20 protein-coding genes and 2 pseudogenes are annotated in these 22,509 nt (G+C 67.0%); 7 read left to right on the plus strand and 15 right to left on the minus strand.

The window, feature by feature from the left end:
- Positions 1-189 precede the first annotated feature (189 nt).
- Positions 190-1,374 carry a GSCFA domain-containing protein gene (locus MBTS_RS01570; protein WP_192214951.1) on the plus strand — a complete coding sequence of 395 codons (1,185 nt, stop codon included), beginning with the start codon at positions 190-192 and terminating at the stop codon, positions 1,372-1,374.
- A gap of 496 nt (positions 1,375-1,870) precedes the next feature.
- Here MBTS_RS01570 and MBTS_RS24270 read toward each other — a convergent pair.
- A pseudogene (locus MBTS_RS24270) lies at positions 1,871-2,120 on the minus strand (IS701 family transposase); the annotation flags it as partial.
- Positions 2,121-2,436: 316 nt separating this feature from the next.
- On the opposite strand from MBTS_RS24270, the gene MBTS_RS01580 reads away from it, so the two are divergent.
- Positions 2,437-2,763 (plus strand): hypothetical protein, encoded by a 327-nt coding sequence (locus MBTS_RS01580; RefSeq protein WP_187273401.1) that lies wholly within the window; start codon positions 2,437-2,439, stop codon positions 2,761-2,763.
- A 257-nt stretch (positions 2,764-3,020) separates the two neighbouring features.
- On the opposite strand, the gene MBTS_RS01585 is transcribed toward MBTS_RS01580, so the two are convergent.
- From MBTS_RS01585 to ptsP, 5 genes are all read right to left on the minus strand, one after another.
- Entirely contained in the window at positions 3,021-4,253 is a 1,233-nt protein-coding gene (locus tag MBTS_RS01585; RefSeq protein WP_147831700.1) for a GGDEF domain-containing protein, read from the minus strand.
- Positions 4,254-4,399: 146 nt separating this feature from the next.
- On the minus strand, positions 4,400-5,761 hold the full coding sequence (locus MBTS_RS01590; RefSeq protein WP_192214953.1) for a carbohydrate porin: 1,362 nt from the start codon (positions 5,759-5,761) through the stop codon (positions 4,400-4,402).
- 267 nt (positions 5,762-6,028) lie between these two features.
- Positions 6,029-7,750 (minus strand): fructose-specific PTS transporter subunit EIIC, encoded by a 1,722-nt coding sequence (locus MBTS_RS01595; protein WP_192214954.1) that lies wholly within the window; start codon positions 7,748-7,750, stop codon positions 6,029-6,031.
- Between the two features lie 159 nt (positions 7,751-7,909).
- The gene (gene pfkB / locus MBTS_RS01600) at positions 7,910-8,878 is read right to left on the minus strand and encodes a 1-phosphofructokinase (protein ID WP_147831696.1); all 969 of its coding nucleotides are present in this window, start codon (positions 8,876-8,878) and stop codon (positions 7,910-7,912) included.
- A complete protein-coding gene (ptsP, locus tag MBTS_RS01605) occupies positions 8,875-11,415 on the minus strand; it encodes a phosphoenolpyruvate--protein phosphotransferase (protein WP_192214955.1) in 2,541 nt (846 codons plus the stop codon). The genes pfkB and ptsP overlap by 4 nt, the downstream gene beginning before the upstream one ends.
- Before the next feature lie 165 nt (positions 11,416-11,580).
- On the opposite strand from ptsP, the gene MBTS_RS01610 reads away from it, so the two are divergent.
- Positions 11,581-12,564 (plus strand): LacI family DNA-binding transcriptional regulator, encoded by a 984-nt coding sequence (locus tag MBTS_RS01610; protein WP_147831693.1) that lies wholly within the window; start codon positions 11,581-11,583, stop codon positions 12,562-12,564.
- A 255-nt stretch (positions 12,565-12,819) separates the two neighbouring features.
- Positions 12,820-13,587 carry a glyoxalase superfamily protein gene (locus MBTS_RS01615; protein WP_147831691.1) on the plus strand — a complete coding sequence of 256 codons (768 nt, stop codon included), beginning with the start codon at positions 12,820-12,822 and terminating at the stop codon, positions 13,585-13,587.
- 116 nt (positions 13,588-13,703) lie between these two features.
- Here the strand turns inward: MBTS_RS01615 and MBTS_RS01620 are convergent, their stop codons facing one another.
- The 5 genes from MBTS_RS01620 to MBTS_RS01640 form a co-directional block, all read right to left on the minus strand.
- Complete coding sequence (locus tag MBTS_RS01620) at positions 13,704-14,276, minus strand: NUDIX domain-containing protein (RefSeq protein ID WP_056144051.1); 573 nt, start codon at positions 14,274-14,276, stop codon at positions 13,704-13,706.
- A 110-nt stretch (positions 14,277-14,386) separates the two neighbouring features.
- Positions 14,387-14,623 (minus strand): sulfurtransferase TusA family protein, encoded by a 237-nt coding sequence (locus MBTS_RS01625; RefSeq protein WP_147831689.1) that lies wholly within the window; start codon positions 14,621-14,623, stop codon positions 14,387-14,389.
- Positions 14,624-14,706: 83 nt separating this feature from the next.
- Positions 14,707-15,117, minus strand: coding sequence for a hypothetical protein (locus tag MBTS_RS01630; RefSeq protein ID WP_056257774.1), 411 nt, complete (start codon positions 15,115-15,117; stop codon positions 14,707-14,709).
- A gap of 152 nt (positions 15,118-15,269) precedes the next feature.
- Positions 15,270-16,637, minus strand: a complete 1,368-nt coding sequence (locus tag MBTS_RS01635) for a glutamate--cysteine ligase (RefSeq protein WP_147831687.1) — start codon at positions 16,635-16,637, stop codon at positions 15,270-15,272.
- Positions 16,638-16,766: 129 nt separating this feature from the next.
- Positions 16,767-17,519, minus strand: coding sequence for a 16S rRNA (uracil(1498)-N(3))-methyltransferase (locus MBTS_RS01640; protein WP_056144040.1), 753 nt, complete (start codon positions 17,517-17,519; stop codon positions 16,767-16,769).
- A gap of 236 nt (positions 17,520-17,755) precedes the next feature.
- Between MBTS_RS01640 and MBTS_RS01645 the strand changes: the two genes are divergently transcribed.
- Positions 17,756-18,223 carry a hypothetical protein gene (locus MBTS_RS01645; RefSeq protein WP_147831685.1) on the plus strand — a complete coding sequence of 156 codons (468 nt, stop codon included), beginning with the start codon at positions 17,756-17,758 and terminating at the stop codon, positions 18,221-18,223.
- Positions 18,224-18,261: 38 nt separating this feature from the next.
- The gene (gene ubiA, locus MBTS_RS01650) at positions 18,262-19,218 is read left to right on the plus strand and encodes a 4-hydroxybenzoate octaprenyltransferase (RefSeq protein WP_056257754.1); all 957 of its coding nucleotides are present in this window, start codon (positions 18,262-18,264) and stop codon (positions 19,216-19,218) included.
- Positions 19,219-19,231: 13 nt separating this feature from the next.
- On the opposite strand, the gene MBTS_RS01655 is transcribed toward ubiA, so the two are convergent.
- The gene (locus MBTS_RS01655; RefSeq protein ID WP_056144708.1) at positions 19,232-19,744 is read right to left on the minus strand and encodes a DUF6101 family protein; all 513 of its coding nucleotides are present in this window, start codon (positions 19,742-19,744) and stop codon (positions 19,232-19,234) included.
- 322 nt (positions 19,745-20,066) lie between these two features.
- Here MBTS_RS01655 and MBTS_RS01660 point away from each other — a divergent pair, with 322 nt between their 5' ends.
- Positions 20,067-20,894 (plus strand): 3'(2'),5'-bisphosphate nucleotidase CysQ, encoded by an 828-nt coding sequence (locus MBTS_RS01660; protein ID WP_192214956.1) that lies wholly within the window; start codon positions 20,067-20,069, stop codon positions 20,892-20,894.
- 144 nt (positions 20,895-21,038) lie between these two features.
- Here MBTS_RS01660 and MBTS_RS01665 read toward each other — a convergent pair whose 3' ends face one another.
- The 3 genes and pseudogenes from MBTS_RS01665 to MBTS_RS01675 form a co-directional block, all read right to left on the minus strand.
- Entirely contained in the window at positions 21,039-21,566 is a 528-nt protein-coding gene (locus MBTS_RS01665; RefSeq protein WP_192214957.1) for a hypothetical protein, read from the minus strand.
- 322 nt (positions 21,567-21,888) lie between these two features.
- Complete coding sequence (locus MBTS_RS01670; protein ID WP_018042523.1) at positions 21,889-22,119, minus strand: hypothetical protein; 231 nt, start codon at positions 22,117-22,119, stop codon at positions 21,889-21,891.
- 202 nt (positions 22,120-22,321) lie between these two features.
- Positions 22,322-22,509 (minus strand): annotated as a pseudogene (locus MBTS_RS01675) (cold-shock protein); the annotation flags it as partial.

Raw genomic sequence — 22,509 nt, forward strand, 5'->3', positions numbered from 1 at the left:
ATCGTCGGCCTCTAGGAGCCGATTGTGGTGTGCGTCGTCGACGGCTCGCCCTGTGCTCATGACGACACAGTCTGCGCCGCTCTGGGCAAGTTCGGATTTCTCACTCGCGGGCTTGTGGTTCGTCTCCTAAGATGCACAACAAATCGGCGATCTAACCGCAGCTGCAATCTTCAGGAGATCAACGTGGGCATGTTGGAATTGGTCTCAGATGGCGTGGCACGTAAGATCAGTGCCAGCTACAGCAATCGTCCGTCCTTATATCCAGACAATAACTCTCTGGAAAAAGATTACGTTGTTGATCGGTATCTGACAAAAGGCTTCATGCCAGCGGTTCCGTTTGTTGCCAGGGACACCCCAATTGTTGCATTTGGGTCTTGCTTTGCCATTAATATCAGCAATTATTTGGACGCTCGGGGTTACAATGTCCTGACCAAGAAGGACAATAAGGCCTACGTCACGAAGATGGGTGACGGCATCGTCCACACATCTGCGATCAGGCAGCAATTCGAGTGGGCCTGGGAGAACGTCTTCCCGACCGAGGCCATGTGGGAAGGGTATAATCACGAGGAGTTTGGCTACTCCGAGGAAGCCCGTCTTGCTACGAAATCCCTATTTGATGCCGCCGAGGTCTTTATCATCACTCTCGGGCTGTCGGAGATCTGGTACGACGAGCCAACCGGAGAGGTCTTCTGGAGAGCGCCCCCAAAGGCGAAGCTCGACCCGGCCCGACACAAATTCCGCGTCGCCAGTTTTGCGGAAACAAAGACGAACATCTACAACATTCGCGCGCTGATCGCGAAGTACAACCCAAATGCTAAAGTGGTGATTACAGTCTCACCGATCCCCTTGGCCGCATCCTTCCGTCCGATTTCTTGTCTCTCAGCCAACGCTGCGTCGAAGTCGATCATTCGCGCCGCCGTCGACGAGTTTTATAGAGAAACGAAGGACGGTGACGAGAACCTGTATTACTTCCCGAGCTACGATATCGTTTTGTACGCTTTCGACAACCAATTCATTCCTGACCGTCGCCACATCAATGGACCTGTCCTCGACTTCAACATGAAGATATTTGAGCGCTATTTTTGTGCGCCGGGTATCGATGACGCTGAATTGCTCGCATCCTTCCGGGCCGCGCAGGCTAAGGACAAGGACGTCGCCAAAAACGGCCAGCAGTCATTTGTTGATTACCAGAAAGAGAAGCAGAACAGGCGAGAGAAGGCGCTTGCCGAACGGAAAGCCGCTCGCTTGGCAGTCAAGGCCGAACGACGAGCCGCACAAATTGAGGCGCGCAGGGCTTTGCCGCCGACAGCGGAACATCTCGAGCGCCTTGCAAAGCGCAGGGAGCAGAAGGCGTCTGCTAAGAGCGTTAGCTAAACGGCAGCAGATCGGGCTACTTCTTTATTAGATGTAGGCAAGCGCGTTCTGCCTTCGACTTGAGGTTTTGGCCTTCGCTCCCGGGGCGGTCGCATGTCTCTTCCATTACCGCGCGTTCCAAAAGAGCGCTCGCTTCTTTAAGAGCATGGACCGCTAACCTGCGTACTCTGGCGTTGTGTGGCAGGTATGAACCATCGCCATATTCAATGAAGATGTCGCCCCCCCATAGACGCTAACCCTGACTTCTATGGACGACATCGTGCGGCAAAATCGTTGTAGGAATTCTGTGGCGAGATTCACCAACTGGAATACGTTCAAATTAGCTGCAAGCCGAGTGGCGATCACAAATCCTTTTGGTCGCCATCGGTTGAGCGGAGCACAAGATGGGCCGGCGAACGACGCCACAATGGTGCAATACCCAACACTACTTTGGCAGATCGCTCTCAAAGTGGGGGGGGTAGGACGCTGCCACAGTATTGGTATCGCCGCGGTGGTGGCCCAGTTCATCCTTCATCTTCCAAAGCGCCTGCTCGCGGATCCAGCGCGCTTTGATCATGGCGGCGAGTTGCTGGACGGTCGTATCGGCGGGCAGTTTCGGAGGTAGAACTTGCGCTCGCCCGAGTCACGCTCCTCACGCCGGAGCCAGAGGTTTTCCCGGGCAGGTGCTGGTTGCCTCGTGCGCCGATCCGCTACGTCGGACCGTCGGCCAACCGGATTCGCAGCGCACAGAAGCGAGCCAGCAGCCGTCACTCGGTATCGAGTCGTTCGGGCACGGATCGGCCGGTCATGTCCGCCAGGATGTCTCGGCCGCGATCGAGAGCTGATCCGGCACATGACGCTGGCACGGGCGCCCACGCCCTGCGACGGGATACATCATCGCCGCGTCGGGCGGATAGACATTGTTGCGCCGCCCGATCCCGGCGTCAGTCGGATGAGCGTGGCGACGTGGCGCGCCCGCTTCCTCCGCTGTCGACCTGCTCCGCTACGGGGCGTTGCGCGCCGGCGCAGATAAGACCACCGAGGAAATGGAGCGAGCGACGACGCGTGTTGGGACGGCGTGATATGGCGTTCCGTCGAGCCTCGCTTGCCCCCCGATCGAAGTGGATCGCAATCGTCATGGATAACTGGAAAGACGGCGTGGATCCCGAGTTGTTCAACGCGGATTTCAGGCCGCAGGACGATGTCGTGATCGTCAGCGACATCGAGGCCATCAACCCGCGCGGCGGTAAATTGACCTTGAAGAAAGGGAGTTTCTTCAAGGTCAGGATGATGGGAGGCTTCCTGTTCTGCCGTCCCAAGGGCGGCGGGAAGTACGACGAGATCGCAGTGCCGCCGGCGGAGTTCCGGCACGTTCAGTTCCTGCAGCTGAAGGTCGTGCCCGTCGACTGATCGGGCACGACGCGGGTCGAGGCATCGCGACCGTTATCGAGGAGCATCCGCGACTGGACCGAGAACCGAGGTGCTCTGTCCGGGTTGAACGAGGCCCTTCGGACCGCACCGGGTTTCCCTGAGATCGGCTGGTCTTGATCGGGCCGCCGAAGGATTCGATGACGGGTCGGCGTGCCCATCGGGCTCGTTGGGCGCAAAGTCTCGCGAGCTCCCAGTCATGGTGATCCACGGATACGGCCGGACCTTGCATGAGCCGGTCAGGCCGCGTGCTCGGTCGCCCGGCTCGAATTCGCCGGCGGGATCACGGATTGGGAGTCCACCCGGTTCCGGCCCGCCGTCTTCGCCGCGTAGAGCGCCGCGTCCGCGGCACGGAGCAGTTGCGGTGCGGTGATGCCCACATGCCGTAGCGCGCCGTGGGCTGCGGTGACCCCGATGCTCACGGTGACGACACCGCCATCCGGCAGGCCGGGATGGGGAATCGCCTGGTCCATCACCGCCAGCCGCAGGCTTTCGCCCACATCGCCGATCGTCTCGGCCGTGGCCCGGGGAACGAAGGCGGCGAATTCCTCCCCGCCGTAGCGGCAGACCAGGCCGCCCCAGCGGGCGAGATCGCGTTTCAGGGTGTCGGCGACGCTCACCAGACAGCCATCGCCCTCGGCGTGGCCGGCCGTGTCGTTGAGACGCTTGAAATGGTCGATATCGACGAGGAGCACGCCGAACCATTCGTGTCGGGTCGCGGCAAGCTCCCAATGTTCGTCCAGCTGCTCGGTGAAGAGCCGGCGGTTCGCCGCACCGGTGAGAGGGTCGGTCTCCGAGAGGATCGTGAGGCGGGCGCAGGCCCGGGCCAGTTCGTCCGCCTGTTCCCTCTCCCGCAGACCGAGGAGGAAACTCTTCTTGCGGTCCCATTCGCGCGAATAGGCGAGCTTGATCGGCACCAGGATGAGCGCCGCCACGAGGAGGGGCACGCCCGTATGCCCATCCGGTCCGAACCCGGACACGAAGACGAAGCCGACATACAGCAGAAATGCCGATCCGCAGAACCACAGGCTGAACCGGAACGACAGGGGCGAGATCATCCCCACCACGAGGGGAACGATGGCGGCGAGGATGAGGTAGGTGTCGGCGTGCTCCTGCGGCACCATCCTGGCGCTGTTGAGGATGATCGCCATGTCCGCGAGTGCCGTGATCGTCGCGGCCGCTCCCTGCCGGCGCAGGGAGGGCCGCCCGCGCAAAGCCACGATCCACCCCAACGCGAGGGGAATGAAGACACCGACCGTCAACCCGGCGGGCACCGCGATCGCATCGCGGCCGAACAGATCGAAATCGATTTTCAACGAGATGATGTTGAAGAGGACGAAGACCAGCAGCCAGGACTGCAAGTACAGACCGCGCGGAGGCACGTCCTCGGCATGGTATTGAGCTTCGAGGCGCTGCGGCAGGCGAAGGCGATGCCAGGGCCGGCTCAATCCGACCTCGATGGACGTGGGCATCAGGTCACGACGCTCCGGCGCGGTTAGGTCAACTGTTCCGCCGCATCATAAAATGAGAGCAACGTAAACGCAAAGGTCCCCCTTCCCCGCTTCGGTTGGCGTTTCGACGGCGCAGCGACGAGGCGCGAGCCGATCGGGGGGACGCATCAATCGGAGCCGGGGCCTTTCGCAAAGCCGGCCAGGGTGAAGAGGTCGACGGACAGTTTGGCGCCGACGACGAAGGCATCCGGAATGGGCTTGCGATAGGTGGGAAACCGGGTCTGGTCCGGGTCGACGATGTATTGCAGGTTCGGCGTCAGGCGGATCGCGGGCGTGACCTGGATGCCGTAATTGAGCTCCATCATCACCTGCCGGCTCGGGATCTTGCGATCGATGCCCAGCGAGGCCTGGGCCAGCCGGATGTTCTGCAGGGCGAGATCGCTGAACGCCTGCGTGTTGATGACGAAGCCCAGCGTATCGAAGGGCCGGCCGGCGAAGGTGCCGGTCTGCAGGGCGCCGATCTCGAGGAAGTAATCCTCGTTGAGACGCCCCGACGTGCCGGCCATGGCGACGCCGAACAGGGTCAGCCCCTGGGGCGCGGTGGGGTCGGGCCGCCAGACCATCTGGTCGAACCGGGCATAGACGCCCGAGCGCCCGAACCGGGTGCCGAGGGGCAATCCGGTGAGAACCGCCGGCCGGCCGGTGACGTCGCGCATGGGATCGACATAGTCGGAGGCGTCGTACCAGCCGCCGATCCCGTAATTGCGCGGCAGGCGATCGTTGGCGAAGGTGGTGGAATAGCCGAGCTCGAACGGCATGATCGCGCCGGTGGCGCCCTTGGTGGAGAAATCGAGGCCGTTGTCGCCCGGCTGCTGGTGCAGCGGGTTCACTTCGTAGATTCCGCCATGGACGAACACCCTGTCGGTGAGCCAGGCCTTGGCGTGCGCGCCCCAGCTCGCCACCGGCCAGAAGGTGAAGTTCGAGGTCTTGAACACGAAGGTCGGGTTGCCGCAGGCGGAATTCGATTGAAAATTGCAGTAGATCGGTGAGTTGAGGAAGGCGATGTTGGCAACCAACCGCCCGAACTCGACGTCGAGCCGATTGTCGAACAGCTTCTGCTGGTAGCTGAGCAGGGTGAGCCGCGTCGTCTGCCCGCCGCCGAAGATCTCCTGGACCGACGTGTTGTTGCCGATGGAATCGTCGGAGAGGCTGCGCCCGTGGCGGTTGGTGACCGCGATGTGGAACGAGCCGCCCGCGATCCCGGCGAGGCGGTCGAGGTCGCCGTCGATGCCGAAGAAGAGCTGCCCCGCGTAGGCCGAGCCCTGGCGGATGCCGCCGATCGGGTTCGCGGCTGCCTGGCCGGTGTAGTTGGCGCTCAACGCGAGTCCATTGCCGATATCGAACACGCCGACCGGCAGGGTCGCCGGGGTCGCGCTCTGCCCGAGGGTATCGGCGGCGCCGGCCGCGCTCTCGGCACCGGTGATGTCCTGGCCGTCCGGCTGGCCGGCGGTCGTGCCGCGCGGCGCCATCTGCGCGAGGGTCCCGGACGTCGTCGCCGCGCAAAGCGCGAGCGCTGCGAGTATCGTCGATCCTGCCTTCATCCTGTTCCCCCTCGATGATTCCGATGCTGTCGCGGATCCGGTCCTGCTGCCGGCTCCGATGCGTGTCCCTCTCCCTCCGCGTGAGCGAGGGTCGGGAGAGGGGAGCGCGTTGTCCGGAAAGGTCGTCCCCTCTCGTGCCTGCTCCGCACGCCCCCTCCCCCGCAAAGGGGTGGGGAAGGGTCTCGATGAGGGCTTTCAGGCCGACCGCTTCTTCAGCAGCCCCACCATCAGGCCCGTGACGACCGTCCCGGCCAAGAGGGCGATGACGGCCCAGGGCAGGTTGGTGACGGCATTGGGGATCGGCAGCACGAACAGGCCGCCATGGGGCACCTTCAGGGTCACGCCGGCGGTGAGCGCGATGGCGCCGGCCAGGGCCGAGCCCGCGACCATGGAGGGGATCACCCGCAGGGGGTCGGCCGCCGCGAAGGGAATCGCGCCCTCGGTGATGAAGGCGGCGCCGAGCACCGCCGCCGCGCCGCCGGCCTCGCGCTCGGGTTGCGAGAAGCGGTTCGGGAACAGCCGGGTGGCCAGCGCGATCCCGAGCGGGGGCGTCATGCCGCCGAGCATCACCGCCGCCATGGGCGCGTCGACGCCGGAAGAGAGCAGGGCCGCGGCCGAGGCATAGGCGGCCTTGTTGATCGGGCCGCCCATGTCGACGGCCATCATCCCACCGAGGATCAGGCCGAGGACGAGGGCGCTCGCCCCCTGCATGCCCTTCAGCCAGTCGGTGAGGCCGGCCAGAATCGCGGCGACGGGCACGCCCACCACGTAGATCATCATCAGGCCGGTAATGGTGGTGGCGAGCAGCGGCAGGATCAGGACGGGTTTCAACCCTTCGAGATTCCGGTGCAGCCGGATGTGTCGATTGAGGAAGCGCGTGACGTAGCCGGCGATGAAGCCCGCCGCGATGCCGCCGAGGAACCCGGCCTGGAGGTTCGCCGCCAGCATGCCGCCGATCATGCCCGGTGCGATGCCGGGCCGGTCGGCGATGGAATAGGCGATGTAGCCGGCCAGGGCCGGGACGATGAGGGCGAAGGCCGCCTTGGCGCCGATCTCGCCCAGCGCGTAGCCGAGGCTGCCGGCATGGTCCGGCTTCATCGCGTCGATGCCGCCGACGGCGAAGGCCAGGGCGATGAGGAGGCCACCCGCCACCACGAAAGGCAACATGAAGGAGACGCCGGTCATCAGATGCTTGTAGGCGCCGGCCCTGCTCTCGGCGGCGGCCGGCCGGGATGGCGTCTCCTCCGTCTCGGCACCGTGCCCCTGCCCCTGGACCTGCGCTTCGGCGAGAGCGGTGGCGATCAGCCCTTTCCCGTTGCGGATCGCCGCCTTGGTGTTGGTGGCGTAGAGCCGCTTGCCTGAAAAGCGGGAGCGGTCGACCCCGGTATCGGCGGCGATGAGGACGATGTCGGCCGACGCGATCTCGGCGGCGGTGAGCGCATCGCGGGCACCCACCGAACCTTGCGTCTCCACCCTCACCTCGTGGCCCAGCGCCTGCGCGGCGGCCTGGATGCCTTCGGCCGCCATGAAAGTGTGGGCGATGCCGGTGGGGCAGGAGGTGACGGCGACGATCCGCATCCTGCCGCCGGCCTCGGGCGCTGCCGGCGCGGTGTCACTGCCCGCCAGGAAGCGACCGAGCACCGAATCGGCGTCGGTCAGCACCTCCTCGATACCGATCCGGACCTTGCGCATGGTGCCGAAACGACCCTCCCCGAGATCGCCCTCTCCGATCAGCAGGACGGAATCGCCCCGGGCGATGGCGGATTCGGCCAGCGGATTGCCGCCGACCCCCTTGCCCCTGAGTTCGAGGTCGAGGGCCTGCCCGAGGCGGGCGGCGGCCTGGCGCAGGGCCTCACCGGCCAGCACCGCATGGGTGCCGAGATCCCCGCCCCCGACGACGGCCAACATCTGGGCCATGGTTTCCTCCGCCTGCTTCTACGTTGTTTGCTCGCACCGATGGTCCCACCCGACCACCTCATCCTGAGGTGACGGAGCGAAGCGGAGGCCTCGAAGGAGGGGTCCAGCTCGCTCCGCGATCCCTGGAGCCCTCCTTCGAGGCCCGCTGGCGCGGGCACCTCAGGATGAGGCCCTGGGTGGGACGTTCATGGTCTCGACCCGCACGGTCTCGACGATGGCGAGGATGGTCCCTCGGCTCGGCAGATTGGCGCCGCGAAGGGTCAGCTTGCCGGCGGCGAAGGCCAGCGCCAGCCGCGCGGTCTCGGCCAGGGGCAGGCCCGCATGGAGGCCGGCGACGAGGCCCGCCACCAGGGCATCCCCCGCCCCCACGGTGCTCGACACCTCCGTCGGCGGCGGATGGGCGAGGAGCGCCTCGTCCCGCGTGACGAAGAGGGCGCCCTCGCCTCCCAGCGACACCACCACGAGGGGAATGCCGCGGGCGACCAGGCCACGCGCCGTGGCGACGACCTCCGGCAGGGTATCGAGGGGCCGGCCGGCCCAGTCCGCCAGTTCCTGGCGGTTGGGCTTGATCACCTCGGGCAGGTGATCGGACGCGAGGGCCGCCGTGAGGGCCGGGCCGGACACGTCCAGCACCACGCGGACGCCGCGCGCCGTCAACAGCTGCGTCAGGGCCGCATAGGTCTCGACCCCGAGCCCCCCCGGCAGGCTGCCCGCGAGGACGACGAGGCTCCCCTCCGTGGCGACCTGGCGCAGGACCGCCCGGATGGTGTCGAGCGCACCCGACGTCGCGGCGAGGCCTGGCAGGTTGATGTCCGTGGTCTCGTTGGAGGCGGCGTCGAGGAGTTTCAGGTTGGTGCGGGTCTCGCCGGGGATCCAGGCGAAGCGGTCGTCGATCCCCTTGCGGGCGAACAGGGCCTCGAACGGGGTGGCGTTGTCCGAGCCGAGAATGCCGGTGGCCGAGACCTTCGAGCCCCAATCGGCGAGGCAGGAGGCGACGTTGACGCCCTTGCCGCCCGCATCCGAGCGCACGGCGCGCGCCCGGTGGACGTGGCCCGGCGTCAGGGCGTCGAGGGTGACGGTCTGGTCGATGGCCGGGTTGAGGGTGACGGTGACGATGGCGGCGCTCATGCCTCGGCTCCTTCGAGGGCGCGGACGGCGGCGGCGTCCTCCTGGTCGCAGGCGCGGGCGGCGAGCGCCCGCAACTCGCCCATCTCCGAGGCCCGGAGCCGCGCCTTCACGGCGGGGACGTCGCGGGGCGTCATCGAGAGTTCGTGGACGCCGAGGCCGGCGAGGAGGCTCGCCCCGAACGGATCTCCGGCGATGCCGCCGCAGACGCCGACCCAGCGCTCGTGCCGCGCCGCGCCCGCGCAGGTCATCCGGATCAGGCGCAGGACGGCCGGGTGCAGGCTGTCGGCCTCCGGCGCGAGCTCGGTGTTCTGGCGGTCGATGGCGAGGGCGTATTGGGTGAGGTCGTTGGTGCCGATGGAGAAGAAGTCGCAATATGTCGCCAGGGCGTCGGCCTGGATCGCGGCGGCCGGCACCTCGATCATGATGCCGATGGGCAGTGCCGGCGCGTCGAGTTCGGCGCGGATACGCTCGCAATGGCCGCGCAGGGTGGCGATCTCGGGGATCGAGGTGATCATCGGAAACATGATCGACAGCGGGGCGTCCTTGCCCCCGGGCGCGTCGGCCGCGATCCCGTCCCTCGCGGCGCGGTAGAGGGCGCGCAGCTGCGGCTCCATCAGGTCCGGCCGGCGCAGCAGGAGGCGCGCGCCGCGCACGCCGAGGAAGGGGTTCTCCTCTCTCGGCAGGTGGAGATGCGCCACCTGCTTGTCGCCGCCGATATCGAGCGCCCGCACGATCAGGGGCCGCCCCTCAAGGGCGCGCAGCATGGCGCGGTAGGTGGCGTATTGATCGTCCTCGGAAGGGGTGTCACCCCGTTCCAGGAACAGGAACTCGGTGCGCATGAGGCCGACGCCTTCGGCGCCCTGGTCGAGGGCGAGCGGCACCTGCTCGGAATTGTTGACGTTGGCGCCGATGGCGACGGAATGCCCGTCCCTGGTGCGGGCGGGGAGCGCGCGCTCGCGCGCTTCTTCCTCGGCAATGGCGCGCTGGCGGTCGCGCCAGTCGCGGGCCGAGGCGAGGTCGGCCTCGCTCGGATCGAGGTAGAGTCGGCCGGTGCCGCCGTCGAGGATCGCCGATCCGTGGTTCTGCAGGGCCATCAGCGTCGGCCCACCGGCCACCATCGCCGGGATGCCGAGGGTGCGGGCGAGGATCGCGGTATGCGAGGTCGGGCCGCCCTGGGCCGTGGCGAGGCCGATAACGCGGGACGGATCGAGCCCGGCCGTGTCGGAGGGCGCGAGATCGGTCGCGATGAGGATGCAGGGCACGTCCGGCAGATCGTGGCCGCTCTTAAGGGAGAGGTCGATCTGCGCCAACACGCGCCGGCCGACATCGCGCAGATCGGCGGCGCGGGCGGCCAGGACCGGGTTGCCGAGGGCCGAGAGCCGCCCGGCCATCCGCTCCACCGCCGCGTTCCAGGCAAAGGCGACTCCGTGGCCCTCGACCATGAGCTGGCAGGCCAGCGTGATCAGGTCGGTATCGGCGATGAGTTCGCCCTGAGCGCGGAAGATGCCGGCATCGGCCTTGCCGAGGCGGCGCTCGGTATCGTCGGCGAGCGCCCTCAACTGACCTCCGGTGGTGGCCAGCGCCGCGTGCAGGCGGTCTCCCCCCGTGGTGAGCGGCTCTGGCTCGTCCGGCACCGCGATCTCGGCGGTGGCCAGCACATGGATCGGACCGATACTGATTCCGGGGCTCGCCCCGATTCCCGCGATGGTGCGCGGCGAATCGGACGGGTTCCATCCGGCGATCGGCCCGGCCGCCCTGGCGGCGGCGTCTTCGGCGGCCTTCGCGGACGCTTTTTCGCCTGCGGTGAGAGAAGTGACTGCGGCGCAGACCTTTGCCAGCGCCCCGGCCTCGTCGTCGCCCTCGGCCGAGATGGTCACTTCGTCGCCGCAGCGCAGGCCGAGCTGGAGCAGGGCGATGAGGTTCTTGGCGTCGGCGATCTCCGATCCGTGCCGGACCTGGATGCGGGCCGGGCAGAGCCGCGCCACCTCGACCCAATGCGAGGCCGGCCGGGCATGGAGACCGGTGGGATAGTCCACGGTCCAGTCGAAGCGCTGGCGCAGGTCGGCGGCGGGGCCGGCCGAGCCGGTCACGGACGCATCCTCGGAGAGGGCCGCCGCGATGTCTTCCTTGGCGCCGGTCTTCCGCAGGGTGGCGAGGCGCGCCTCGTCCTGGATCAGCCGCGTGAGCCGGCGCAGGATCGTGATGTGGGTGTCCGATTGCGCCGCGATGGCGACCACGAGATGAGCGATCTGGCCATCGTGCCACGCCACGCCGTCCGGCACCTGAAGGATCGCCAGCCCGCTCTCGCGCACCAGATGGCGGTCGTCGACCATGCCGTGGGGGATGACCACGCCGTGGCCGAGATAGGTGTTCGCCACCGTCTCCCGGCGCAGCATGCTCGCGCCATAGGCCGCATCGATGCAGCCCCCCGCCACCAGCAAGTGCGACGCCTCGCGGATGGCGTCCTCCTTGGTCGCGGGCGTCGCGCCGAGGCGGATCAGCAATCGGGGTGTCAGGACCGGCGTCGGTGCGAGCATGGCGTGCCCTCCCTGTTGTCGTTGGTGGCAATGAAAACGTTTTCACTCTTCCTGTCAACGATGACCGGCGAAATAATTCAGCTTACCGCCTTGCCGGCTTGGAACGGGAATGCCAGAACGTCGTCATGGTGCTGAAAACGTTTCCTCCCGCCTGAGGCCGTCCCCATGACGATCGGCATCCGCGACGTCGCCCGCGCCGCCGGGGTCTCCACCGCGACGGTCTCGCGCGCCCTCGGGCGCGGCCCCGTCAGCGAGGCCTTGAAGCGTCAGGTGGAGGAGGCCGTGCGCCTCACCGGCTATCGCCCGAACCTGTCGGCGCGGCGCCTGCGCTCGCAAGCGACCCGGACCATCGGGCTGATCGTCGCCGACATCCGCAACCCGTTCTTCACCGCGGTGAGCCGAGCCGTGGAGGATGCGGCCTATGCGGCCGGCATGCGGCTGATCCTGTGCAACACCGACGAGGATCCCGACCGCGAGGCAATGTATCTCCGGCTGATGGAGGAGGAGCGCGTCACCGGCGTGATCTTCGCGCCCACGCGGATCACGGCGGACAGGCTCGCCGCCCGCGACCTCGACGTCCCCGTCGTCTTCATCGACAGGACCGGACCGCCCGGCGCCCATGACAGCGTCGTCCTCGACAACGAAGCCGCCGCCGCCCTCCTCGTGGACCATCTGATCGGGTGCGGCTACCGGCGGATCGGCGGCCTGTTCGGCTCCACCTCGTCCACCGCCCGGGAACGCCAGGCCGGCTACGAGACGGCGATCCGGCGCGCGGGCCTCGTGCCCGACATGCGCTCGGCGCCACCCAACGCCGCCGCTTCCGAACTCTGCGTCGGCCGCTGGCTCTCGGAGGCGACGCCGCCCGACGCACTGATCCTCTCCAACGGGCTGATGCTGATGGGGGCGGTGCGCGCCACGCGGTCGGCGGGCCTCGGCGTACCGGACGATCTCGGCCTTGCCGGGTTCGACAACGATGCCTGGACCGACCTCGTCGAACCCGGCCTCACGGTCATCGAGCAACCCGTCGCCGAGATCGGCGCCCAGGCCATGTCGCTCCTGTTCGACCGCCTGAAAGCGCCGGACCAGCCGATCCGCAAGGTCACCCTGAGCGGACGGCTGGTGGTGCGGGGGTCTTCGCAGCGGGGGTGAGAGAGCGGCGGGTTGCCCGTTGGTGTGCAATAAACTCTGGTTCGATTGGGTGCCGTCGACCTAAAAGTCGACGATGGATCGAGCTTGACGATGCTGTCGCTCGATGATCTCTTGCAGACGGGCTGATGCAGCCTGCCGCTCGCGCCCCTGGGTACGGTGAATGCATCGAAGGATAAGGTCGCGATCCCTCAACCAGGGTCGGCCGGTCGGCAAGGCGAGCACTGACAGCGTGGTCGATCCGGTACGGGGATCAGTATGCCCACTGTTGAAGATGCAAAGTCCATGGCCCGAGCCATGGAGGGCGCATTGCGCGCCAAGAACGTCACCCTCTCACACGGCGAATGTCTCGACATCGTTGCTCGCCAGTTTGGCCTCAAGGACTGGAATGTCCTGTCAGCCCAAGCCAAGCGGTATGAAGCTACCGCGCAGCGGCGGGCTTCTCAGCTAAAGGGATGGGCATTCCTTTCCGAGCACCCGGATGTGTATGATCACGGGGCCGACGACGATCCTATCGCCCCTGGCGGCGGAACGGCGGTGATCCGTCTCGATCCCTTGCTTGGGCCACGCCGTTATCCCGAGCATTCTCGCGCCTTCGGATGCTACACGCAGACCATCTCGGCCGTGCCGTTCCATGGCAAGCGGGTGGAGATCAGCGGCAATCTACGCTGCCAGGATGTGAGCCATGGGGCGACACTGTGGGCCAGGGTGGACGGCATGCCGGGACATACCCTCAGCTTCGACAACCTTAAGGACGCCTCGGAGGGTTGGTTGTTCGGCACCATGTCCTGGATCGACCGGAAGATTGTTCTGGACGTTCCCGCCGATGCAATCTCTCTCCACTACGGCTTTTTCCTGAAAGGCAAGGGAGCACTCTGGGCGGCCGATTTTAAGGTCGAAGAGGCACTCGCCGAAGCGCAGCTTACGTCGTCGCCGCCGGTGCAACACCGGAGAGCGCCTGCATGGCTCACTCCGACGAACCTGCAGTTTTCTGATGTGATCGACGTCCCGGCGATTGCTTCGTGATTGCATCTTCGTGGCTAGAGCAGCCGCGAGGTACGATTCGCATGGGCGACGGAAGTCACGTCGACCATGCGAACTGGATTGATTAAGGCCGTTCCCTTCCCCTCACAAACGCATCCCTACGCCCCCGCAAACAACTCCGGCCGTCGCAGCCGCAACGCGAAAAGCAAAACGAGGGTCTTCATGTCGGTGATCTCGCCCCGGTCGCTCATGGCGGCGAGGGTGGCGAGGGGCATCTCGTGGACGGTGATGGTCTCGTGCTCGTCGGCGAGACCGCCGCCGGGGCCGGAGCGGTCGGCGGCGGTATAGGCGCCGAGGAAGAGGTCCATCTGTTCGGTGGAGATGCCGGGCATGGACCAGCCGGTCGTCAGGCGTTCCAGGGGGCCGAGGCGGACGCCGGTCTCCTCGAACGCCTCGCGGCGGGCGCCGTCCTCGGGCTCGGATTCGTCGAGGAGCCCGGCCGGGACTTCGAGGAGCGACAGGGTGCCGGCGGCAAAGAAGGTGGGCGGCCGGAACTGCTCCACCAGCAGGGCCACGCGGCGCTCGGGATCGTAGGGCAGCACCCCGACCGCGCGGCCGTGATCCTCGATCTCGCGGGTCAGGCGCGTGCCGTCCGGCATCGTGACCTCGGCCACGAGAAAACGGCTCCAGCCATCGTGCAAGATGCGGGTGCCACGGATCACCGGCGCCATCGATTCGTTCCCGTCTTCCGGCCGCGGGCGGTCGCGCGGCCTTCTTCGGGATCACCTAACCGCGAGTTGCCGCATCAATGAGGCGAAGACGGTGCGGAATGAACGAGTTTTCAGGCGCCGCCCTTCTCGATGGTGAAGCTGAAGACGCCGTCGTCCCGGCCCTGACCGACGAGACGATCGCCCTCCTGGGTAACGAGATGGGGGATGTCGATCACCGAGACCGGATCTGTGCAGAGGATGGTCAGCTGCGCCCCCGGTTCCAGGCCGCGTAGGGCCTTGCGGGTGCGCAGCACCGGCAGGGGGCATTTCAGGCCGCTGAGATCGAGGACGGGCGGCGCGTCGGTCATATCAGCCCCGCGATACGAAAACCCCGCCCGAGGCCGGAGCCTGGAGCGGGGCGTGAGCCGAAGACGAGGCTCGGTAAATGATGTCAGTAGCCGTAGGCCGGATAGCCGTAGGCCGGGGCGTAGCCATAGGCGGGCGCGTAGCCATAGGCCGGGGCATACCCGTAGCCGGGTGCGTAGCCGCGGTCGTAATAGCCGTAGCGGGGAGCCTGGCTCGCCGCGATGGCGCCACCGATGATGCCGAGGGCGGCGCCCGCAGCGATAGCTCCACCGATACCGGGTCCACGGCGATAGCCGCCGCCGTAATAGCCGCGACGGTAGCCGTAGCCGCCGCCGTAATAGCGGCCGTAACGCACGGTCTCCACGGCCGAACCGCTGCCGGCGACCTGCGCCGAGGTCAGCGCGGGCATCGGGGCGGCCTGTGCGCCGGAGAGAGGAGCTGCCGCCAGACCGACGGCGGTCGAACCGGCAAGGACCAGGGACATGATGCGCGACATGCGTGCGATCTCCAATTACGAGTGAACCTGATCCGTAAAAACACCATCTCCGATGAACCGTTCCGGAACAGACGAGGCACTATCGGCCGGACGTGTGCTCCGACACAATTGTCGTGACCAGAAGATGTGGTTTCATGGTCAATGCCGTCTCTTCAGAACACGCATTCGGTGAAGGCCGGCTCCACGGAACGCCGCCACGGACCTTCGTAATCGGCGAGCCTGTCCTCCGCCCGCGAACGACCGCTGGCGACAATGGCTTCCAAAGGCTGCAGATGATGTGTCTCGTCGCGCCCCTGCTCATCGCGGCGCCCGCGCGCCTCGAGGCCCTTGCGGGCGATGGCCAAGGCTTCCGCCGCCACGGTTCCGAGGCTGCGGCCGGCGATCGGCGTGGCGAGGCCGAGGCGCGGGACCATGGCGCGCAGGCATTCCCGCTCGGAGGCGCTCCAGGCCTTGGCGATGTCCCAGGCCGCTTCGAGCCCGGCCTCGTCGTAGAGAAGGCCGACCCAGAAGGCCGCCTGCGCGACGATCATGTCCGCGCCGCCCACATCCGAGCCGCGCATCTCGATGTAGCGCTTCAGCCTGACCTCGGGGAAAGCGGTGGAGGCGTGGTTGGCCCAGTCGGACATCGTGGCCCGCTCGCCGGGAAGGGCCGCGAGGCGCCCATCCATGAGGTCGCGGAACGAGGCGCCGCTGACGTCGTGATAGGTCTCGCCGCGCTTGACGAAATACATCGGCATGTCGAGCAGCCAGTCGACATAGGCCTCGTAGCCGAACCCGGCCTCGAAGGCGCGGGGCAGCATGCCGGTCCGGTCGGCGTCGGTGTCGCGCCAGATCTCCGAGCGGCGGGAGAGGAAGCCGTTGGGGCGGCCATCGGTGAAGGGAGAATTGGCGAACAGAGCCGTCGCCACCGGCTGCAGCGCCAGGGCGACGCGCATCTTGGTCGCCATGTCGGCCTCGGAGGAGAAGTCGAGATTCACCTGCACCGTGGCGGTGCGCAGCATCATGTCGAGGCCGAGGGAGCCGACCTTGGGCATGTAGCCGGCCATGATCTTGTAGCGGCTCTTGGGCATGACCGGCGTGCCCTCGCGCGTCCATTTCGGGCTCATGCCGAGGTCGAGGAAGCCGATGCCGAGGGGATCGGCTGCCCGAGCGGTGGCTTCGAGATGGATGCGCAGCTCACGCTCGGTGGCGTGGACGTCCGGAAGCGGCGCGCCGGAGAGTTCGAACTGCCCGCCGGGCTCGAGGGAGATCGCACCGCCATCCGCGCCGGCGAGGCCGATCAGGTGGCCCGCATCCTCGATCGCCTCCCAGCCGGTCTCGCGCGCGACGCCTTCGAGCAGGGAGCGGATGCCGGTCTCGCCCTCGTAGGGGACGGGCGAGTTGCCGTCCCGGTAGAACGGGACCTTCTCGTGCTCGGTACCGACGGCGAAGCGCTCGCGCGGTTTCTCGCCCTCGGCGAACCACGCGATCAGTTCGTCCCGCTTCGTCAGCGGTGTGGTGTCGGACGTATCGCGCGCCATGCGCTGCCTCGTGGTGAAGGTCGTTTGTGGTGAGAGGCGCGCCGGACCGCAGCGGAGGAGCCTCCTGAGAGATGGCGACTCCTTAGTCCAGCGGCGAGGCAGGAACAACGTAGGCCAAAGGAGGCCCGCTCAGCGTGTGTCGCCGAGCACAGACTGCACCAGAGCCAGCGCCACCACGGCGGCGGTGTCCGCGCGCAGGATGCGTGGTCCGAGGGACAGCGCCACGGTGTTCGGCCGGGCGGCCATCATGTCCCTTTCCTCCGGCGAGAATCCGCCTTCGGGCCCGATCAGCACGGCCAGCGGCGGTGGCGCCGCCGGGTCCGCCGCCTCGCGCAGGGCCGCCACCGGATCGGCGACGGGGGCGTCTTCGTCGCAGAAGACGAGGAGGCGGGCAGGGTCGAGCTCCGCCAGGGCGACGGGAAGCCGGACCGCCTCGGGGAGATCGGGAATCGCCAGGATGCCGCATTGCTCGGCCGCCTCGATGGCGTTGGCGCGCAGGCGATCCAGGTTGATCCGCTCGCCCTGGGTGTAGCGGGTGAAGACGGGGCGGATGGTGCCGGCGCCCATCTCCACCGCCTTCTGGGCCAGGTAATCCAGCCTCGCGGTCTTCAACGGCGCGAAGAGGTAGTGCAGGTCGGCCCGCCCGGGCTGTGGGCGCAGACGCTCGACGACGATCAGTTCCGCGCTCTTGCGGCCGTTCTGGGCGATGCGGGTGCGCCACTCGCCGTCGCGCCCGTTGAAGACGAGCACCGGATCGTCCGGGCCGCGTCGCAGGACGTTCAGCAGGTAGTTCGCCTGCGCGCGTTCCAGCGGGAGAACCGTCCCTTCGCGGAGGTCCGGCTCGACGAAGAGGCGCGGGGCGGTGAAGTCGTAATGTGCCATGGATCGGGGTGGTCGCTCGCGGCACCACACCTGTCAACGCGTGAGGGAGGCCGAGGTGATGCGAAAGCGCAACAGCGTCGGATTATGTCGCGTTTCCCCAAGCGCATGTATTACCGCCCGTTTACGTCTCGAAAGACGCCACATTCCTATGGCGAGACGTCTTGCAGGATAGGCAATCGCTCCGGCGGCCACGAATTGGGCACCGGTGGGGATTGGGGGAGAGGGAAGCCTAGCTAATGTCATCGAAGACCATCGCGGCGGTCGCCGGAGCCCTGCTGGGTTCCGCCCTCCTCGCCGGCCCTGCTTTCGCGCAGAACGCGGAATGCGGCGACATCCAGAAGACGCTTCAGTCGCGCAAGGATCTCGTGGCCAAGGCGAATGCCGCCTCGAACTCGAAGAAGAAGATGACCCCGGCCGAGGCCTGCGCCCTGTTCGGCAAGCTGCAGGCCAACGGCAACGAGGGCGTCAAGTGGATCGCCGCCAACAAGGAATGGTGCTCGATTCCGGATTCCTTCGCCGAAGGCTTCAAGGCCGACCATCTGAAGGTCGCCGGCATCCGCACCAAGATCTGCGGCGTCGCCGCCCAAGCCGCGAAGATGGAAGCCCAGGCACGGGCGCAGGCCCAGAACGGCGGCGGCGGTGGCGGCATGCTCGGCGGCCCCGGCCTCACCGGCAGCCTGAAGATGCCGCAGGGCGCGCTCTGAACCTTGGCTGAGTCGCCGCGTCACGGCCTCGTTTCCGCATGGCGGGCGTGACCTCCCGGCCCGGTGCGGATGGCAGGGTCGCGGACGCGGTCGCCGGGCACTGGGTCGATCGCCTCGCCCCGCGCGGCCTGCGCCCCTATCTCAGGCTGGCGCGGATCGACCGTCCCATCGGATGGTGGCTGCTGCTGCTGCCGTGCTGGTGGTCGGCCGCCCTCGCGGCGCTCGCCGGCCACAAGCCGTTTCCGGACCCGGCCCATCTCGTCCTGTTCCTCATCGGCGCCATCGCCATGAGGGGGGCGGGGTCGACCTACAACGACATCGCCGACCGCGACCTCGACGCTCAGGTGGAGCGCACGCGCTCGCGCCCCCTCCCCTCCGGGCAGGTGCGGACACGCTCCGCCGCGATCTTCCTGGTGCTGCAGGCGCTGGTGGGGCTGGCGGTGCTGTTGCAGTTCAACCGTACCGCCATTCTCGTCGGCATGGCGTCGCTCGTGCCGGTGGCGATCTATCCGTTCATGAAACGGGTGATGTCGATGCCCCAGGCAGTGCTGGGCCTCGCCTTTTCGTGGGGCGCGCTGATGGGGTGGGTCGCCGCCTTCGGCGATCTCGGCGCCCCGGCGCTGCTGCTCTATGCCGGCACGGTGGCGTGGGTCGTCGGCTACGACACGATCTACGCGGTGCAGGATATCGAGGACGACGAGATCGCCGGCATCCGCTCCTCGGCCCGCTTGTTCGGACGCGGTTTGAGGCCGGCCATCGGCCTTTGCTACGCGGTTTCGGTCGCTTCCATCGCCGCCGCATCGACCCTGGCGGGGGCCGGTCCCGTGGGCGCCCTCGGCGTCACCCTCTTCGCCCTCCATCTCGGATGGCAGGTCGTCCGTCTGAAACCCGGCGACGGGCGCGGGGCGCTCAGGCTCTTCCGCTCCAACCGCGATGCCGGGCTGATCCTCTTTGCCGGACTGGCGGCGGATGCCGTCTGGCAGGGGCTGTCCTGAGCCCGATCCGGCCTCAGGACAGGGCGCCGCCGACGATCTCGTTCTCGCCGCGATAGATCAGCGGACGCACGGGCAGCACGCCGGTCTTGCGGCGGACGAGGAAGCGCGGGCGACGGCCGTTGAGCAGGCCGTGGCGGCGGCGGGCGCGAGTGGTGCCGAGGGCGACCCGGCCGAGCTGCCGCGACACGACGGCGAGGGTGCCGTCTTCCCGCACGATCATCCGCGGCAGGCCCGTGCGAGCCGAGCAATCGCGCCAGATCGCCACGACGTCCTCGTCACCGTAAGGGCCGAGGCGGCCGAGCGTGGTGCCGGCGCCATCCACCAGAAGAAGCGCGAAACGGTCTTCGTCGCACGCATCGCTGTCCTCGGAGGCGAAAGCGAGGGCGACGCCGACGGCTTCGGTGCCGCCACCGATGCGGCCGGTGATCGGAAGCGACGAGGGGGAAAACGTCGTGGTGGGCAGCGTGACACCGTCCTGGAGGCAGGCATCCGCAGCGGTGCCGACAGTTGTCTCGGTCTGATTCATGTTTGAGAAAGTGTTCATCGGATCGACGCCCTGTTGGTGTGGTTGGCCTCTTGAGGGCCGCCTCTTATGACAAGCAGAATCACGTCTAACCTCATCACGCCAGCTTAATAGCCAGAGTTAAGCGATGGTGGATGGGCCGGAAGCGTTCGGAATGCTCAACACTTCCTTGCCGCATTCGTCAGGATCCGGGGGCATCGCCCGCGCGCGATCCTTGTGGGCGTCGCGGGCTCACCCTACAAAGAAAAGGGTCCCTTGCACCGCCCTGCGCGTGGAAGACGGATTCGCCACCGCCACCGATAGAACCCCGACGATCCGGAGACGCATGTCCGACACGATGTCGCCCAAAGCCGCCCAGGCGCTGCTTCCCGCCCTGAGGGAGGCGATCCGTGAGGCGGCGTCCCTGGCCCTCCCCTTCTTCAGGGCGGGGGCGCAGACGACCGCGCGGACATGGTCGAAAGCCGGCGGGTCGCCGGTGACGGAAGCCGACGTCGCGGTGGATACGTTCCTGAAGATCCGCCTCAGCGCGCTGCTGCCCGAGGCGGCCTGGCTGTCGGAGGAGACCAGCGACGATGCCATCCGGCTCGGCTCGGACCTCGTCTGGATCGTCGATCCCATCGACGGGACACGGGCCTTCCTCACCGGCCATCAGGACTGGTCGATCTCGGTGGCGCTGCTGGCGGGCGGACAACCGATCCTCGGCTTCGTCCACGCACCGGTGACCGACCGGTTCTACGAGGCCGTGGCGGGGGGCGGGGCGACCTGCAACGGCGTGCCGCTGTCCGTCTCGACCCAGACCGGCCTCACGGGGGCGAAGGTGACCGGACCGAAGCCGATGATCGACAAGCTCGCGCGTGGCGGCTCGACGAACGGCGAGGCCCTCGATGTCCAGATCGTCCCTCGGGTGCCGTCCCTCGCCTTGCGGGTGGCGCGGGTCGCCGAGGGATCGATCGATGTCGGCCTGGTCTCGTCCGATGCGCGCGACTGGGATCTTGCCGGGGCGGATCTGCTCCTTCGCGAGGCCGGCGGATCGGTGAGCGACCTGAAGGGAACCCGCACGACCTACAACCGCCCGGACCCCGTCCACGGCGCGCTGATCGCGATGTCGAACGGCTTGCGCGACGATGTCGTCGCGGCCCTGACGCGGGGCTAGGGCGGCCTTCGCCAACGGGGACGCGGGCTCGCCAAAGGCCGAGCCTCACCACGGGGCTCCAGGCCCTGTGGACGAAGACGCCGGCGATCACGATGGCATCTCCGCTCAGGCTGTGTTCCGGACGCACTCGGAGGCAAAGCCCGGTCAGATCAGCATGGCCCCGCGACCGGACGCGACGACAGGGGCAATGCCCGCGTAGAAGAACGGGATGCTGTCCTCGGGGCCGTTCACCACGCGACCCCTTACCTTGGCCATGACGCAGACACCGATTTCGGCCTCCCCTCTGCCGATGGTCAGAACGAAGGGATTGTCTTTGTCGCCCCGCAGGTAGCGTCCGCCGAACGCACGGCGCGCGACCTCGAAGACATACGCCGATGTCAGGAAATGGAGATCATCCGGAAGCGGCTCGCGCCTGCGATGAAAATCATCGAGCACTTGGTCGACCAGGGCAAGGGACGCCTCGCTGTAATCGAGTTTGCTCCCATCGATCGGCGATCCGGAATGCGAGAAGGCCGCGACGAAGTCCGCCGCTTGCCACTCCATGCCTTCCTCAATGCTCGTGGGCATCCCGTTCGAATTCGGGATGCCCTGATTGACCTTGTCCCTCCACGGGGCGAACGGATTGGTTCCACCGGAGAACGATCCGAACAGCTTTCTCAGAAAGCCAAACATATCGCCTGTGCTCCCGGTGTTTGCTCTGTCGGAATTAGCGGGCTCAAGATCGTCCGACGCCGTTTGTCCTGCAATGGTCCCAGCGAAAGACGTACCGGTTCCGCCGGCACCGAGATCGTTCGACCACTCGGACTACCTCTTAGGTCAATTGACGCGAGAATGGCAAAGCCGGAGCCCGCCTCCCGGCCGCCTGGAGCAGTGCTGGTCCCGGCGGTAGCAGCGCCGGCATGGTCTAGACATGCGAACGCCGAGCTCGGTGAGGAACTCGGCGTGAAACGTCGTGAGGCGCGAGGAGACTATCCCCGGCGCGGGAAGGCCCCGATCAGGCGTGTTCGCGAACCGCGACCACGTCGGGAGCCACGCCCAGCCGCTCGGCCAGATGCCAGCGCAATTCACGGGGCGAGTGATAATTGTAAGAGGTGTCGATGAGGTGGCTGAGATCGATGTCCTGCGCTTCACGCGACGTCGTCTGCTTCAGCTTTCCTACCTTGAAGGTCGCCGCATCGGTGATCGGCGAACGGACGCCGCGGCGTCGGGTATATTCGAACAACATGTTTTCTTGTGATCTTTCAGATTTTCTTGGTGTGCGAAACGACGAGCTTTGCCTCTCGTTCCGTAAGTCAAAGGATTTTGGGGTTGAGGATAGGTCATTCCTGAAACGAACTCGTCTCCCCAGAGGAGCGCGTCGGAATGCCGGCGAAGCCGGCGCTTGGCGCCGGTGGTGACGCCAGCCCCGAGGGCTGGCGCCGGGTGCGTCAGGCCGCCTGGAGGTTACCAGCCGAGTCCTTGCCGCTGCGCTTGTCGGTCTGGATCTCGTAGGAGACCTTCTGACCTTCAATGAGATTGCGCATTCCCGCGCGCTCGACGGCGGAGAGGTGAAAGAACACGTCACTTGCCGCCGTCATCGGGCTGAATGAAGCCGTAGCCTTTGGGTTCGTTGAAC

This window comes from Methylobacterium bullatum (genome assembly GCF_014845095.1).
Taxonomy (GTDB): Bacteria; Pseudomonadota; Alphaproteobacteria; order Rhizobiales; family Beijerinckiaceae; genus Methylobacterium; species Methylobacterium bullatum.

What these genes read in the sequence shown, in the direction of transcription:
- MBTS_RS01570 (WP_192214951.1), top strand. Translation starts at nt 190, where the DNA reads ATGTTGGAATTGGTCTCAGATGGCGTGGCACGTAAGATCAGTGCCAGC.
- MBTS_RS01580 (WP_187273401.1), top strand. Translation starts at nt 2,437, where the DNA reads ATGGCGTTCCGTCGAGCCTCGCTTGCCCCCCGATCGAAGTGGATCGCA.
- MBTS_RS01585 (WP_147831700.1), bottom strand. Translation starts at nt 4,253, where the DNA reads ATGCCCACGTCCATCGAGGTCGGATTGAGCCGGCCCTGGCATCGCCTT.
- MBTS_RS01590 (WP_192214953.1), bottom strand. Translation starts at nt 5,761, where the DNA reads ATGGCGCCGCGCGGCACGACCGCCGGCCAGCCGGACGGCCAGGACATC.
- MBTS_RS01595 (WP_192214954.1), bottom strand. Translation starts at nt 7,750, where the DNA reads ATGGCCCAGATGTTGGCCGTCGTCGGGGGCGGGGATCTCGGCACCCAT.
- pfkB (WP_147831696.1), bottom strand. Translation starts at nt 8,878, where the DNA reads ATGAGCGCCGCCATCGTCACCGTCACCCTCAACCCGGCCATCGACCAG.
- ptsP (WP_192214955.1), bottom strand. Translation starts at nt 11,415, where the DNA reads ATGCTCGCACCGACGCCGGTCCTGACACCCCGATTGCTGATCCGCCTC.
- MBTS_RS01610 (WP_147831693.1), top strand. Translation starts at nt 11,581, where the DNA reads ATGACGATCGGCATCCGCGACGTCGCCCGCGCCGCCGGGGTCTCCACC.
- MBTS_RS01615 (WP_147831691.1), top strand. Translation starts at nt 12,820, where the DNA reads ATGCCCACTGTTGAAGATGCAAAGTCCATGGCCCGAGCCATGGAGGGC.
- MBTS_RS01620 (WP_056144051.1), bottom strand. Translation starts at nt 14,276, where the DNA reads ATGGCGCCGGTGATCCGTGGCACCCGCATCTTGCACGATGGCTGGAGC.
- MBTS_RS01625 (WP_147831689.1), bottom strand. Translation starts at nt 14,623, where the DNA reads ATGACCGACGCGCCGCCCGTCCTCGATCTCAGCGGCCTGAAATGCCCC.
- MBTS_RS01630 (WP_056257774.1), bottom strand. Translation starts at nt 15,117, where the DNA reads ATGTCGCGCATCATGTCCCTGGTCCTTGCCGGTTCGACCGCCGTCGGT.
- MBTS_RS01635 (WP_147831687.1), bottom strand. Translation starts at nt 16,637, where the DNA reads ATGGCGCGCGATACGTCCGACACCACACCGCTGACGAAGCGGGACGAA.
- MBTS_RS01640 (WP_056144040.1), bottom strand. Translation starts at nt 17,519, where the DNA reads ATGGCACATTACGACTTCACCGCCCCGCGCCTCTTCGTCGAGCCGGAC.
- MBTS_RS01645 (WP_147831685.1), top strand. Translation starts at nt 17,756, where the DNA reads ATGTCATCGAAGACCATCGCGGCGGTCGCCGGAGCCCTGCTGGGTTCC.
- ubiA (WP_056257754.1), top strand. Translation starts at nt 18,262, where the DNA reads ATGGCGGGCGTGACCTCCCGGCCCGGTGCGGATGGCAGGGTCGCGGAC.
- MBTS_RS01655 (WP_056144708.1), bottom strand. Translation starts at nt 19,744, where the DNA reads ATGAATCAGACCGAGACAACTGTCGGCACCGCTGCGGATGCCTGCCTC.
- MBTS_RS01660 (WP_192214956.1), top strand. Translation starts at nt 20,067, where the DNA reads ATGTCCGACACGATGTCGCCCAAAGCCGCCCAGGCGCTGCTTCCCGCC.
- MBTS_RS01665 (WP_192214957.1), bottom strand. Translation starts at nt 21,566, where the DNA reads ATGTTTGGCTTTCTGAGAAAGCTGTTCGGATCGTTCTCCGGTGGAACC.
- MBTS_RS01670 (WP_018042523.1), bottom strand. Translation starts at nt 22,119, where the DNA reads ATGTTGTTCGAATATACCCGACGCCGCGGCGTCCGTTCGCCGATCACC.